The organism is Allobosea sp. P4_H5, from assembly GCF_056400825.1.
The window spans coordinates 285,892-300,508 of record NZ_JBFUKM010000007.1 but is presented as its reverse complement, the minus strand read 5'-3'; the positions used below and the strand labels follow the sequence as shown (position 1 = coordinate 300,508).

Annotated in this window: 10 protein-coding genes; 9 read left to right on the top strand and 1 reads right to left on the bottom strand. The window is 68.5% G+C overall.

Annotated features, from left to right (window positions below; genetic code table 11):
* From AC1DS0_RS16925 to AC1DS0_RS16885, 9 genes are all read left to right on the top strand, one after another.
* Nucleotides 1-1,377 carry a sensor histidine kinase gene (locus AC1DS0_RS16925; protein WP_476815455.1) on the top strand — a complete coding sequence of 459 codons (1,377 nt, stop codon included), beginning with the start codon at nucleotides 1-3 and terminating at the stop codon, nucleotides 1,375-1,377.
* Nucleotides 1,378-1,453: 76 nt separating this feature from the next.
* Complete coding sequence (ccmI, locus tag AC1DS0_RS16920) at nucleotides 1,454-2,557, top strand: c-type cytochrome biogenesis protein CcmI (RefSeq protein ID WP_476815454.1); 1,104 nt, start codon at nucleotides 1,454-1,456, stop codon at nucleotides 2,555-2,557.
* A 41-nt stretch (nucleotides 2,558-2,598) separates the two neighbouring features.
* On the top strand, nucleotides 2,599-3,072 hold the full coding sequence (ccmE, locus tag AC1DS0_RS16915) for a cytochrome c maturation protein CcmE (RefSeq protein ID WP_476815519.1): 474 nt from the start codon (nucleotides 2,599-2,601) through the stop codon (nucleotides 3,070-3,072).
* Nucleotides 3,073-3,082: 10 nt separating this feature from the next.
* Entirely contained in the window at nucleotides 3,083-5,065 is a 1,983-nt protein-coding gene (locus AC1DS0_RS16910; RefSeq protein WP_476815453.1) for a heme lyase CcmF/NrfE family subunit, read from the top strand.
* Between the two features lie 5 nt (nucleotides 5,066-5,070).
* A complete protein-coding gene (locus AC1DS0_RS16905) occupies nucleotides 5,071-5,532 on the top strand; it encodes a cytochrome c-type biogenesis protein (protein WP_476815452.1) in 462 nt (153 codons plus the stop codon).
* 117 nt (nucleotides 5,533-5,649) lie between these two features.
* Nucleotides 5,650-6,891, top strand: a complete 1,242-nt coding sequence (locus AC1DS0_RS16900; protein ID WP_476815451.1) for a trypsin-like peptidase domain-containing protein — start codon at nucleotides 5,650-5,652, stop codon at nucleotides 6,889-6,891.
* 189 nt (nucleotides 6,892-7,080) lie between these two features.
* Nucleotides 7,081-7,764 carry a response regulator transcription factor gene (locus AC1DS0_RS16895; protein ID WP_152017303.1) on the top strand — a complete coding sequence of 228 codons (684 nt, stop codon included), beginning with the start codon at nucleotides 7,081-7,083 and terminating at the stop codon, nucleotides 7,762-7,764.
* A 37-nt stretch (nucleotides 7,765-7,801) separates the two neighbouring features.
* Complete coding sequence (locus tag AC1DS0_RS16890) at nucleotides 7,802-9,262, top strand: HAMP domain-containing sensor histidine kinase (RefSeq protein WP_476815518.1); 1,461 nt, start codon at nucleotides 7,802-7,804, stop codon at nucleotides 9,260-9,262.
* Nucleotides 9,263-9,305: 43 nt separating this feature from the next.
* Nucleotides 9,306-12,260 (top strand): bifunctional [glutamine synthetase] adenylyltransferase/[glutamine synthetase]-adenylyl-L-tyrosine phosphorylase, encoded by a 2,955-nt coding sequence (locus tag AC1DS0_RS16885; RefSeq protein ID WP_476815450.1) that lies wholly within the window; start codon nucleotides 9,306-9,308, stop codon nucleotides 12,258-12,260.
* Nucleotides 12,261-12,276: 16 nt separating this feature from the next.
* On the opposite strand, the gene AC1DS0_RS16880 is transcribed toward AC1DS0_RS16885, so the two are convergent.
* Nucleotides 12,277-14,547 (bottom strand): PAS domain-containing sensor histidine kinase, encoded by a 2,271-nt coding sequence (locus tag AC1DS0_RS16880; RefSeq protein WP_476815449.1) that lies wholly within the window; start codon nucleotides 14,545-14,547, stop codon nucleotides 12,277-12,279.
* Nucleotides 14,548-14,617 lie beyond the last annotated feature (70 nt).

Here is a 14,617-nt window from a genome sequence, read left to right as displayed (position 1 = left end):
ATGCCGGTCACGCGGCAGCGCTTCTCGCTTGGCGCGCGGCTCTTCATCTCGGCTGCGATCTGCTGCGCGCTGGTGCTGATCCTCGCTGGCTTCGGCCTTACGACCTTCTATCGGCGGACGGCCGAACGCGGCTTCGACGAGCGCCTCAGCGTCTACATCAAGGAATTGGTCGCCGACCTCGCCGCGCCGCCCGAGGCCGAGCGCCAGGCGATCGGTGATCTCGGCGAGCCACGCTTCGACCTGCCGCTCTCCGGCTGGTACTGGCAGATCATCCGGCTCGACGGCGAGCGCCCGAGCGTGCGCACGTCGCGCTCCCTGGTCGGCGGGCAATTGCCGAAACTGCTCGATCAGAACCTGCAGCCGAATCCACGCGGCCTGCGCGAGAGCTATATCTCGGGGCCGGACGAGCGGCGTCTGCGCGTGCTCGAACGGGAAATCGATGTCGGCGAGGATGGCCGCTTCACCGTCGGGGTCGCCGCGCCGGCCGACGAGATCGAGGGCGATATCCGCGATTTCCGCTTTGCCCTGACGCTGACCTTCCTCTTCCTCGGGCTCGCCCTTGTCGCCTCGACGATCGCCCAGGTCCGCTTCGGCCTGCGTCCGCTGGCGCGTTTGCGCTCGGCAGTCGGCACAGTGCGAACCGGTGAGAGCACCCGCATCGCCGGGCGCTATCCGCCCGATCTTGCCCCGCTTGCAGGCGAGCTCAACCAGCTCATCGACGCCAATCGCGAGATCCTGGAGCGCGCCCGCACCCAGGTCGGCAATCTCGCCCACGCCCTCAAGACGCCGCTCAGCGTGATGCAGAACGAGGCCGAGGCCAGCCAGGGCGTCCTCTCCCAGACGGTCCGCCACCAGACCGCGATCATGCGCGACCAGGTCCAGTATTATCTTGACCGGGCCCGGGCTGCGGCCTTGTCGGGTGCGCTTGGCGGCATCTGCGAGATTTCTCCCTCGCTCGACGCGCTGATCCGCACCTTCGAGAAGATCGCGCAGGGCAGGGCGATCGAGGGCAGCCACAGTGTGCCTGCCAGCGTCCGCTTTCGCGGCGAGAAGCAGGATTTCGAGGAGATGCTCGGCAACCTGCTCGACAACGCCTTCAAATGGGCGCGTACCGAAGTCCAGGTCAGCCTGGTACCGGAAGCGCAGGCCCCGGAAGGACGCCTCGTGCTGCTGATCGACGATGACGGGCCAGGCCTGCCCGACGAGGCGATGGCCGAGGTCCTCAAACGCGGCCGCAGGCTCGACGAGACGACGCCGGGCTCAGGGCTTGGCCTCTCGATTGTCGTCGATCTTGCCAAGCTTTATGGCGGCGGTCTCTCGCTGGAGCGTTCGCCGCTTGGCGGTCTGCGCGCCCGTCTCGTCCTGCCGGCGGTCTGACGTCGCATTGCCCGCGTGACCCTTTGTCGCCATCTTCGGACATGAACCGGCACCTTCGAACGGCTATGAACGGCGAATGCTGATCTGGATCATCTTCGCGGCCATGACGGGGGCTGCGGTCATGGCGGTGCTCTGGCCGCTCGGCCGCCGGGCGCCGGCCCTCTCCGCCGACACGGCCGGAGCGACCGCGCTTTACCGCGCCCAGCTCGCCGAGATCGATCGCGATCTCGGCCGCAGGCTGATCGGCGCCGCCGAGGCCGAGGCAGCCAAGGCCGAAGCCGCGCGCAGGCTTTTGCGCGAGACGGCATCGGAGATCGCTCCCGCCGGTGAGAGCGAGCCGGCACTGCGTCGGCGCCGAGCGGCCTCCGCCATCGCGCTGTCCTGCGTGCCCCTGCTGGCTCTGCTTATCTATGGCGCCTATGGCTCGCCGACGGTTCCGGATCAGCCGCTCGCGGCGCGGATGCAGGGCAATCCGGCACAGGATTTCGAGCTGGCGCTGGCGCGGATCGAGGCGCATCTCGCCGCCAACCCCACCGACGGCAAGGGCTGGAACGTGCTCGCTCCCGTCTATCTCCGCCAGGGCCGCTTCGAGGATGCCGCGAAGGCCTTCGTCAATGCTGTCCGATACGATGGTGCGACGACCGAGCGGCTTGGCGGCCAGGCCGAGGCCCAGATTCTCGCTGCCGGCGGCGTCGTCACGGCGGCTGCGCGCGAAAGCCTCGCCGAGGCGCTGAAGCTCGATCCGGCCAATCCGCGGGCTCGCTTCTTCATGGCGATCGCGCAGGAGCAGGACGGCCAGGTGCCGGCCGCGATCACGTCGCTCAAGGCTCTGCTCGCCGACGCGCCGGCCGACGCCCCCTGGACTGCGACCGTCCGGGCTCGTCTCGAAGGGCTGGAGCGTTCCTCCCCACCGTCCGACGCGATCGCCAGCCTGCCGGAGGCCGAGCGTATGGGTGCGATCCGCGGCATGGTCGACGGCCTCGCCGCGCGACTTGCCGAAGGCGGCGGCAGCCTCGCCGACTGGTCTCGCCTGATCCGCTCGCAGGCGGTTCTTGGTGAGCGCGAGGCAGCCCAGAGATCGCTCTCCACAGCGCGCCAGCGCCTGGTTTCCGATCAGGCGGCAGCGTCCGCTCTCGACGGCTTGCGCACCGAACTCGGCCTGCAGGAGGCCACTCGATGACCATCCAGGCTGGTATCCCTGCCTCGCCCCCGCGCAAGCGCCTGACCCGCAAGCAGCGTCGCCTCGTCGTGATCGCCTCGGCCGGCGTCGTCCTCGGCCTTGCGGCCGGCCTCGTCGCCTATGCGCTGCGGGATTCGATCGTCTTCTTCTACGGCCCGACCGAGATCGTCGAGAAGGGTCTTACGTCCGGCACACGCCTGCGCCTCGGCGGCCTGGTCGAGACCGGCTCGGTCGAGCGTGGTGCCAACCAGCGCGTCAGCTTTGCCGTTACTGACGGCAAGACCAGGACAATGGTCAGCTATACCGGCCTGTTGCCCGATCTCTTCCGCGAAGGGCAGGGCGTGGTCACCGAAGGCGTGCTCGAGGGGCCAGGACGGTTCCGCGCCGATTCCGTGCTCGCCAAGCATGACGAGACCTATATGCCGCGCGAGGTCGCCGACGCGCTGAAGAAGCAGGGCCATTGGCAGCCCGGCGAAACCAAGCCCGGCGCGCCCGCAGCGCCGGCCACGAAATAGGGCCGCGCCTGTGTTCGTCGAGATCGGTCATTTTGCCCTGGCATTGGCGCTCGGCGTCGCGGTCGTCCAGACGATCGTGCCTCTCTGGGGCGTGGCCCGGAACGATCCGGCCCTGGCATCGGTCGGTCCTGCGGCCGCGATCGCCAACTTCCTGCTGGTCGCGATTTCCTTCGGCTGCCTGATGGCGTCCTATGTGGCGTCCGATTTCTCGGTCGAGAACGTCGCTGCCAACTCGCACTCGACGCAGCCGCTGATCTATAGATTGACCTCTGTCTGGGGGAACCATGAGGGCTCGATGCTGCTTTGGGTCCTCATCCTCGTGCTGTTCGGCGCGCTGGTCGCGCTGTCGCGCCGCTCGCTGCCGCCGAAGCTGCGGGCCGGTACGCTCGCGGCGCAAGGCAGCGTCAGCGTCGCCTTCCTCGCCTTCACGCTGCTGACCTCGAACCCGTTCCGGCGGCTCGTCCCAGCACCGGGGGAGGGGCAGGATCTCAACCCGATCCTGCAGGACCTCGGCCTCGCCATCCATCCACCGCTGCTCTATGTCGGCTATGTCGGCTTCTCGATCACCTATGCCTTCGCCGTCGCGGCGCTGATCGAGGGCAAGATCGATGCAGTCTGGGCCCGCGCCGTCCGGCCCTGGACCTTGCTGGCCTGGACCTTCCTGACGCTTGGTATCGCCATGGGCTCCTACTGGGCCTATTACGAGCTCGGCTGGGGCGGCTGGTGGTTCTGGGACCCGGTCGAGAACGCCTCGCTGATGCCCTGGCTCGCCGGTACGGCGCTGATCCACTCGACCGTGGTGATGGAGAAGCGCGACGCGCTCAAGGTCTGGACGATCCTGCTCGCGATCCTGACCTTCTCGCTCTCGCTGCTCGGCACCTTCATCGTCCGCTCGGGCGTGCTGACCTCGGTGCACTCCTTCGCCAGCGACCCGCAGCGTGGCCTCTTCATCCTTGGCATCCTGATCGCCTTCATCGGCGGCTCGCTGGCGCTGTTCGCCTGGCGCGCGCCGCTCTTGAAGCAAGGCGGCCTGTTCGCACCGGTCTCGCGGGAGAGTGCGCTCGTCGTCAACAACCTCTTCCTGGCGACGGCCTGCGCCACCGTCTTTATCGGCACGCTCTATCCGCTCGTGCTGGAGATGGTCACCGGCGACAAGATCTCGGTCGGCCCACCCTTCTTCAACGCCACTTTCGTGCCGCTGCTGGTGCCCCTCCTGCTACTGTTGCCGATCGGCCAGACCCTGGCCTGGAAGCGCGGCGATCTGCTCGGCGCCGCCCAGCGCGCCCAGGTGGCCTTCGGGCTCGGCGTCGTCACCACGCTGGCGATCTTCGCCTTCGTGCGCGGCGGCCCCGTGCTGGCGCCGCTCGGCATCGGCCTCGGCGTCTTCCTCGTCGTCGGAGCGTTCTGGGAAGTTGGCGAACGTGTTGTCGGCCGCGCCAGCGGCGCATCGGCAATCCTGTCGCGGGCGAAGGGCCTGCCGCGTTCGGCCTGGGGCACGGCCCTCGGCCATGCCGGCGTCGGCATCAGTGTGATCGGCATCGCCGCCGTGGCCTGGGGCACCGAGTCGATCGGCATGCTCAAGGTCGGCGAGAGCCTGACCAGTGGCCGCTACACCGTGACGCTGGAGGCGGTGACGCCGCGCACCGGCCCGAATTATCGCGAGGATGCGGCCCGCTTCCGCATCGTCGCCGACGGCCGCGAGCTGAAACCGGTGGAGGCGATGAAGCGCATCTACACCGCTCGCGCCATGCCGACCACCGAGGCCGGCATCCGTACCGTGGGGCTTGGGCAGGCCTATATCAGCCTGGGCGAGCCCGAAGCCAGCGGCGCCATTGCGGTCAAGCTGCACGACAAGCCGCTGATCCTGCTGATCTGGATCGGCGCTCTGGTGATGGCGGCGGGCGGAGCGCTTTCGCTGACCGATCGGCGCTTTCGGTTGGCTGCGCCGCGGCGTGTGGCGGCACCGTCCGCGCTTCCGCAGCCGGCCGAGTGAGCTCGATGCGCAAGCTTCCGCTCCTCCTCGTCGGGGTGCTGGCCCTCTCGGCGCCGGCCATCGCCGTGCAACCGGACGAGGTGCTGAAGAACCCGGTGTTGGAGCAGCGCGCGCGGGGGATTTCCTCAGGCCTGCGCTGCCTGGTCTGCCAGAACCAGTCCATCGACGATTCCGACGCGCCGCTCGCCAAGGATCTGCGTGTCCTGGTGCGCGAGCGGCTCACCGCCGGCGACAGCGACAGGGCCGTGATCGATTTCATCGTGGCGCGTTATGGCGATTTCGTCCTGCTGCGCCCGCCGATGAACGCGCGCACGATCGCGCTCTGGGCCGCGCCTTTCCTGATCGTGCTGTTTGGCGCTGTCTTTTTGTGGCGTCGCCGCAATCGCGCTGCGGCACCGGCTGGTGTCACGCTGACGGCGGAGGAGCAGCGCCGGCTCGATGATCTCCTGCGCGAGGACCGCGGCTGACGACGCGCCAACCTTACGAAACTGTCATCGTCGGGCGAAATCCAGGTAAGGCGCCGCCCGTCATGGTCCATCTCACGAAGCAGGGAAGGCCCTGCCTCCCGCATCGAGGTGAGATCCATGACCGCCCAAGAGAACAACACCCCCGACACCACGACCCGCTCGCCGGCCACCGCCCGCTCGATCCTGAAGCGCGGCGCGATCGTTGCCGGCGCCGCGACGCTGAGCATCGGCCTGATGGCCGGCCTCGCCGACAATTTCCTCAATACCCATGGCGCCGCCAATGCGCAGCCTGTGCAGCTCTCCGGCCTGCAGCAGACGCAGCTGCCGGCCTTCGCCGATGTCGTCGATCGGGTTAAGCCCGCTGTCGTCTCCGTTCGCGTCAAGGCCAAGGTCGTTGCCACCGCCGACAACGAGGAGAGCGGTCCGGCTGGTGTCGAGGGCCTGCCCCCCGGCCATCCGCTCGAGCGCTTCCTCCGCCGCTTCGGCGAAGAGGGCATGGGCCCGCGCGGGCCGCAGCAGCAACAGCCGCGCGTGCAGCTTTCGCAGGGCTCGGGCTTCTTCATCAGCCAGGACGGCTATGTCGTCACCAACAACCACGTCGTCGCCAACGCGACCGAGGTCCAGCTCGTCACCGACGCCGGCAAGACGCTCTCGGCCAAGGTGATCGGCACCGATCCGCGCACCGATCTCGCGCTGCTCAAGGTCAACGAGTCCGGCAACTACCCGTTCGTCCAGCTCGCTTCCGGCAAGCCGCGCATTGGCGAGTGGGTGCTGGCGGTCGGCAATCCGTTCGGCCTCGGTGGTACTGTGACGGCAGGCATTGTCTCGGCCCAGGGGCGCGACATCGGCTCCGGTCCCTATGACGACTTCCTGCAGATCGATGCGGCGGTGAACCGCGGCAATTCCGGCGGCCCGACCTTCAATCAGAAGGGTGAGGTCATCGGCGTCAACACCGCGATCTACTCGCCTTCAGGCGGCAATGTCGGCATCGCCTTCGCGATCCCCGCCGCCACGGTCCAGAGCGTCGTCGAGCAGCTCAAGGAGCACGGCTCGGTCGCCCGCGGCTTCATCGGCGTGCAGATCCAGCCGGTCACCGCCGAAGTCGCCGACGCGATCGGCCTGAAGGATGCCAAGGGCGCACTGATCGCCGAGGCGCAGGCCAATGGTCCGGCCGCCAAGGCCGGCCTGAGGCGCGGCGACACCATCCTCGCGGTCAATGGCGAGAAGATCGCCGATGCGCGCGAGCTGTCGAAGAAGATCGCGACCTTCGCGCCGGGCGCCAAGACCAGCCTGACGATCTGGCGCGACGGCAAGGAGCGCGAGGTCTCGTTCGAGGTCGGTCGCCAGCCGGCGGCCTGACCGGGCCTATCCAGATCGGGGCATGCTCGGGCGCGTAGCGTCAGTCCACCTTGCAAGAGCATGTTCCGGGCGGATGGTTTCTCCCGGCTGTCACGTCGCCCCCTGCCGGGAATACCAGCCGTCACGGCGGCAGGTCGGATCGTCACCTCCGACCTGCCGCTTTTCGTTTTGATGAGGTAGCGTGCCGTCATGCGACTCCTGATCGTTGAAGACGACGCCGAAGCGGCAGCCTATCTGGTCAAGGCCTTTCGCGAGGCCGGCCATGTCGCCGACCACGCCCCGGACGGGCTCGAGGGCTATGCCATGGCGCAGGGCGGCGGCTATGACGTGCTCGTGGTCGACCGCATGCTCCCGCGCATGGACGGGCTTTCGGTGATCCGCTCCCTGCGCGAGCAGGGCGAGACCACGCCGGTGCTGATCCTGTCCGCACTCGCCCAGGTCGACGACCGGGTGAAAGGCCTGCGCGCCGGCGGCGACGATTATCTCCCCAAGCCCTATGCCTTTTCCGAGTTGCTCGCCCGGGTCGAGGTGCTCTCGCGCCGCCGCGGCGCTCCAGCCTCCGAGCCGACCACCTATCGCGTCGGCGATCTGCTGCTCGACCGGCTGGCGCACCGCGTCACCCGCGCCGGCGAGGAGATCGTGCTGCAGCCGCGCGAGTTTCGCCTGCTCGAATATCTGATGAAGCATGCCGGCCAGGTAGTGACCCGCACCATGCTGCTCGAGAACGTCTGGGACTATCACTTCGACCCGCAGACCAACGTCATCGACGTCCATGTCTCGCGCCTGCGCGCCAAGGTCGACAAGGGCTTCGAGCATCCGATGATCCATACCATCCGCGGCGCGGGATACATGGTCCGTGACACAGCTCGCTGATGGCCGGGCGGCCGAGGGGCAGCAGCCGGCCGGCCGCCTGCGCTTCCTGCCGCATCTTGTCCGCACGACCGCCTTCAAGCTGACGGCGATCTATCTCGTCGTCTTCGCGATCTTTGCCATCTTCGTGCTGGGCTATGTCGCCTGGAACGCCAAGAACCTGCTCGACGACCAGATCCGCTCGACCATCGATGCAGAGATCCAGGGACTGGCCGAGCAGCAGCGTCTCGGCGGCATCAGGCGGCTCGTCCAGGTCATCGAGCGGCGCTCGCGCGGACCAGGCGCCTCGCTCTATCTCGTCACCACCCCGCTGGGCGAGCGCATCGCCGGCAACATCGAGGCCTTGCCGCCAGGCACGCTCGACCGCCAGGGCGAGAGCGAGATCGAATACGCTCGCTCCTCCGAAACGCTGGACCAGACCAACCACGCCATCGTCCGTGTCTTCATGCTACCGGCCGGCTTTCGCCTGCTGGTCGGGCGCGATGTCGAGGAGCGCGAGCGGCTGCGCGTCGTGATCAAGCGCGCCGCAGCCTGGTCGGTCCTGCTCGTCGTCGTGCTCGGCTGCTTCGCCGGCTGGTTCGTGGCGCGGCGGGTGCTGAAGCGCATCGACGGCATGAACGACACCGCCCGCTCGATCATGGCCGGCGACCTCAAGGGCCGGCTTGCGATCGCCGGCACCGGCGACGAACTCGACCGGCTGGCCGGAAACCTCAACGCCATGCTCGACCGTATCGGAGAGCTGATGAGCGGCATGCAGCAGGTCTCGGACAATATCGCCCACGACCTCAAGACGCCGCTGACCCGCCTGCGCAACCGTGCCGAGGAGGCGCTGCGCACGGCGCAGTCGCCCGAGCAGTTGCGCAGCGCGCTCGACGGCGCGATCGAGGAGGCGGACGGGTTGATCCGCGTCTTCAACGCGCTGCTGATGATCGCCCGGCTCGAAACCCGCCAGATCAGCGACAGCATGGCGCCGCTCGACCTCGCCGAGATCGTCGACGGGCTCTCCGAGCTCTACGAGCCGCTGGCGGAGGAGGCAGGCCTCACTCTGTCGGCTTCCGTCGAGCCCGGCCTGTCGCTCACCGGCAATCGCGAGCTGATCGGCCAGACACTCGCCAATCTGATCGACAATGCGCTGAAATACGGCAAGCCGGAGGGCGATGCGCCGGCGACGGTCGTGGTGACGGCGCGGTGTGTCGGCGACATGGTCGAGCTCGGTGTCGCCGATCACGGCGCCGGTATCCCCGAGGCCGATCGCGGCCGCGTGCTGGAGCGTTTTGTCAGGCTCGACCAGAGCCGCAGCAAGCCGGGCTTCGGGCTCGGCCTCGCCTTGGCGTCTGCCGTCGCGCATCTGCATGGCGGTGCGATCCGCCTGTCGGACAACGCGCCCGGGCTCGATGTCGTGATGTCGCTGCCTGCCGCGCCTCCTGTGGACAGGCCTGCGGTGGAGGCGCCTGCAGGCTCGACATCGCAACCGGATGGGGCAGGGTTCCAGTCGGCTTGACGAAGGGCTAAGGCTCGCTCAGCCAGTCGACGCGGAGGTCAGTGTGGGCGAGCCCTTATGCGAACGCCTGAAGGCGGCGCCCGTCCTGCCGGCCCGCGGCAAGGTCGAGGCGCTCTGGCGCGAGGAGCTGATCGAGCGCCTGTTCGATGCCGATGCCGGCGAGCGGCTCGTCGCGCATCTGACGGGCAATGAAGCCTCGGCCGCTCTGGTCGCTGGCATCCTCGCCCATTCGCCCTTCCTCACCCAGATCATGCGGCGCGATCCGGAGGGGCTGTTCGCCTCGCTGACAGTCGCTCCGGAGGAGCGCCGCGATGCGCTGCTCGCCGACATCGCCGCCTTCGCCACACCGGAGACCGCGACCGCCGACCTGATGCGCGAATTGCGCCGCTTCCGCCAGGCGATGGCGCTGTTGATCGCGCTCGCCGATATCGGCGGCGCCTGGCCGGTCGAGACAGTGACAGCGGCCCTCAGCGCCACCGCCGACATGGCGGTGAAGCTCGCCAGCGAGCATGCGCTGCACCAGGCCGCCGGCCTCGGCCGGATCGAGCTTGCCGACGCCGCCGAGCCCGGCAAGGGTTCGGGCCTCGTCGTGCTGGCGCTCGGCAAGCATGGCGCCGGCGAGCTGAACTACTCCTCCGACATCGACATCGTCGTCTTCTTCGATCCGGAGATGGCCGAGGCGGCCGGCGTCGGCGAGCCCACCAGCTTCTTCGTCAAGCTCACCCAGCAGATCGCCCGCATCATCCAGGAGCGCACGCCGGACGGATATGTCTTCCGGGTCGATCTGCGCCTGCGGCCCGATCCCGGCTCGACCCATGTCGCCGTCGCCCTGCCGACGGCTTATGCCTATTACGAGACGGTCGGCCAGAACTGGGAACGCGCCGCAATGATCAAGGCGCGGCCGGTCGCCGGCGACCTCGACCTCGGCCGCCGCTTCATCGCCGATCTCGCCCCCTTCATCTGGCGCAAATATTTCGACTTCGCCGCCATCGCCGACATCCATGCGATGAAGCGACAGATCCAGTCGGTGAAGGGTTTCGAGACGCTCAGCCTGCCCGGTCACAACGTCAAGCTCGGCCGCGGCGGCATCCGCGAGATCGAGTTCTTCGTCCAGACCCAGCAGCTCGTCTTCGGCGGCAGGCGTCCAGCGCTGCGCGGGCCGCGCACGCTCGAGATGCTGGGCGAGCTCACCAAGGAGAACTGGATCAGCCCGCAGGCGCGCGACGAGCTGACGGAGTCCTATTGCTGGCTGCGCACCATCGAGCACCGGCTGCAGATGCGCCATGACGAGCAGACGCAGACCCTGCCGACGGACGCTGCCGATCTCGACGCCTTCGCGCGGTTCTGCGGCTACCCCTCGGCCAAGGCCTTCGGCAAGGATCTGGAGGCGCATGCCAGGCGCGTCGAGGGCCATTACGCCCTGCTGTTCGAGGACGCGCCCAGCCTCGCCAGCGAAGCCGGCTCGCTCTCCTTTACCGGCACCGAGAACGATCCCGAGACGCTGGCGACATTGGGCAAGCTCGGCTTCCGCCAGCCCGCGACCGCAGCCGAGACGGTGCGCGGCTGGCATTTCGGCCGCCGCGCCGCCGTCACCAGCGCCCGCGCCCGCGAGGTGCTGACCGAGCTGACGCCGGCGCTGCTCGTCGCGCTCGGCCGCACCACCGACCCGGATGGCGCGCTCGCCCATCTCGACAACGCCTTCGTGCGCATGCCGGCGGCGGTCGAGCTTTTGACCCTGCTGCGCTCGCATGAAGCCCTGCTGCAGCTCTTCGCCGAGATCCTCGGCAGCGCTCCGCGTCTTGCCAAGGTCGCGGCGCTCTATCCGCATGTGCTCGACGCGGTGATCGACCCCGCTTTCAGCGCCCCCCGGCACGATGCCGAGCGGGTGGCGCAGCGCGTGCGCGCCGTGGTCGGCACGCCGCCTCCCAGCGTCGAGGACGGGCTCGACCGCATGCGCGACGCCGCCCGGCAGGAGAATTTTCTGGTCGGAGCCCGGCTGCTCTCCGGCGTGATCAATGCCGAACAGGCGGCGCAGGGCTATGCCGCAGCCGCCGCCGCCAGCATCCGCGTCGCCTTCGACGATACCCGCGCCGCCTTCGCCGACGACCATGGCCTCGTGGCGGGGGCGGAAGCCGTCGTGCTCGGCATGGGACGTCTTGGTGCCGGCGAGCTCACCCCATCATCCGATCTCGACCTGATGCTGCTCTACGACCGGCCGGAGGAGGCCGAGGCCAGCGATGGCAAGCGTCCGCTCGATCCGGTGACGTGGCATGTCCGCTTCACCCAGCGCTTCGTCGCGGCGCTGACCGTGCCGACGCGGCGTGGCACGCTCTACCAGGTCGACATGCGTTTGCGGCCCGCTGGCAACAAGAGCCCCGCGGCGACGCAGTTCGGCGGCTTTACCGCCTATCATCAGGGCGAAGCTGAAATCTGGGAGGAGATGGCGCTGACCCGCGCCCGCGTCGTCGCCGGCGATGCCGGCTTGCGGGAAAAGGTCGAAGCCGCGATCCGCGAGATCCTGTTGCGCAAGCGCCAGCCGGCCAAGGTCGCTGCCGCCGTCGCTGAGATGCGGGCGCTGATCGCCAAGGAGAAAGGCGAGGGCAATGCCTGGGATCTGAAGCTCGCCGCCGGCGGGCTGACCGATCTCGACTTCCTGGCCCAGTTCCTGGTGCTCGCCTACGGCCACGACCATCCGCAGCTCCTCGCCCGCACGACCTCGGGGGTCTTCGCGGCGGCGCGCGACACCGGCGTCATCGCCGCGGGGGAGGCGGAGCGGCTCGCGGCTGCGGCGCGCTTCATCGGCGACGTGCAGCTCTGGCAGCGTTTCGCGGTGGAAGAGGACTTCGACCCCAAGGCGGTGCCGGAGCGCGTCCTGCGCCGGATCGCGACGGCGGTCGGCCTGCCGGATGCCAAGGTGCTGAAGGCGGAGCTCGACGAGCGCCGGGCGATGGTCCGTGGCCTGTTCAAGCAGATATTGGGCGCGGCGCAGAAGGCCTGAGCGCGGGACGCTCTCCTCAGGCCGCCTGTTCCAGCTCCGCGTTCGCCGGGCCCTTCAACGGCAGGTGGACCATCACGATCGTGCCCGAGCCCATGATCGAGCGGACACGCAGCGAGCCGCCATGCAGTTCCGCCAGCGAGCGCGCGATGGCAAGGCCGAGGCCGGAGCCGCCATGGCTGCGGATGAGATCGCCCTCGACCTGCTCGAACGGGCGCCCGATCCGGCCGAGCTTCTCGCGCGGGATGCCGATGCCGCTGTCCTCGACATAGAGGTTGAGCGCGTCGGGCGCCGGCTTGACCCGGACCGCGATCCGGCCGCCCTCGGGCGTGAACTTGATGGCGTTGTCGACGAGGTTGCCGACGATCTGGAAGAGGGCGTGCGCATCGGCCTCGAGGCGCATATCGCTGCCGAGATCGCTGGTGAGGGAGAGCCGTTTGCGCGTGATCTCCTCGCGGTGGCAGCCGATCGCCTCGCCGACCACGAGGTCCAGTGCGATTTCGGTCTTCTCGAGCTCGATCTTGCCGGCCTCGATCCGGGCCATGTTCAGGATGTCATTGATCACGGCGAGGAGGTAGCCGCCGCTGGAGCGGATGTCGCGGACATATTCGACATAGCGCTCGGAACCCAGCGGGCCGAACAGCCCGTCATCCATGATCTCGGAGAAGCCGAGGATGGCATTGAGCGGCGTGCGCAGCTCATGGCTCATATTGGCGAGGAATTCGGACTTGGCGCGGTTGGCGCTTTCGGCGGCGGCCTTTTGCTCCAGATAGAGCTCGGCCAGTTCGGCGAGTTGTTGCGCCTGCGCTTCGAGCTTCTGGCGCGAGGCCTTGACGTCGGTGACGGTCTTGAGCAGCTCGTGCTCGGAGCGGGTCAGGCGCTCCTCCTGCTGCTTCAGCATGGTGATGTCGGTGCCGACCGAGACCGAGCCGCCATCCTTGGTGCGGCGGCCGTTGATTTGCAGCCAGCGCCCGTCCGAGAGCTTCGCCTCGTAGGAATGGCTGCCGGAGCCGGCGCGCACGCTGCGGACCGGCTCGCGGTCGATGCTCGGCTGGGCGCTGTGGCTCATGATCTGCTCATAGGTCGTGCCGGTGCGCATCAGCTCCGGCGACAGCATGTGCAGCTGCTGGTATTTGGCGTTGCAGAGCACGAGCTTCTGCTCGGCATCCCAGAGCACGAAGGCTTCCGAGATCGCCTCGACCGCGTCACGCAGGCGGGCGTCGGCGGTGGCGGTGCGGGCAGCCATGCGGCGCTGCTCGGAGATGTCGACGACGATGCCGACGAGGTGCTGGGCATGGGTGCGGCGATCGGTGACGAGTTCGGCTCGCGCCTTGAGCCAGACCCATTCGCCCGAGGCGTTGCGGACGCGGAATTCCTGGTCGAGATGATCGGTCTCGCCGCGGCTGACCGCATCGGCCAGGCCATAGAGGTCGGCATCCTCGGGGTGGATGAAGGCATTGACCTCGCCGAAGGACATGAACTCGCCGGCGCGGTCATAGCCGAGCATGGCGTACATCGAATCCGACCAGTACATCCGGCCCTTGGCGAGGTCCCAGTCCCACAGGCCGCAATGGCCGCGGCTCAGCGCGGTGTCGATGCGGTCGCGCACGCAGTCGCAATCCTCGTCGGCGGCGCGGGCGCGGCGCGATTGCAGCACGAAGGCGGCGGTGATGCCGGCGAGCACGATCGCGGCCGAGCCGAACAGGACGAGGATGGAGCGCCGGCGCTCGTCCCAGACCGAGAGCGCGCGCTTCACCGGATGGAGCACCGCGACCTGGCCGAGCGGGGCGGCAAGGTTGCGCACGGTGGCGAGTGTCTCGATCCCGCCGGGCAGCGTGATCGGCATCACGCCGGCGCGGTCGGCGAAGACGGTCAATGCCTGCCCGGGGCCGAGCACGTCGACCAGGCTGCGCTCGCTTGCGCCGATCGCCGGCTCGCCGGCGACCAGCCGGCCGCCAGCGTCGCTGACATAGACGACGCGGCCGCGGCCGGCGATATGCTTGGTCGACAGGGGGGCGAGGACGCTGTCAGGGCGCTTGTCGTCTTTCGAGGCTAGATCGAGTTCGCGCACAAGCAACGCGGCGAGTGCTTCTAGGTCGATTGCGGCATCGTCGAGCGCATCATCACGCAGCGCCGAGGTCTGGACGTAGGCGCCCAGGGCGAGGAGCAGGACAAAGCCGGCGACAAGCGTCGGAATGACTTTCCGGAAGATCGGTTCCAGCTGCTCGAAGCGCTGATAGAGCGGATGCGTCAGGGATCGTGCTACGCCCAGAACTGAATTTGCGCGCACGTGTGCGCAAGCCGCGTCTGCACGCGTCATGCCCGTCCCCCTTCGGAAGCGATGTACCGACAGTAAGATC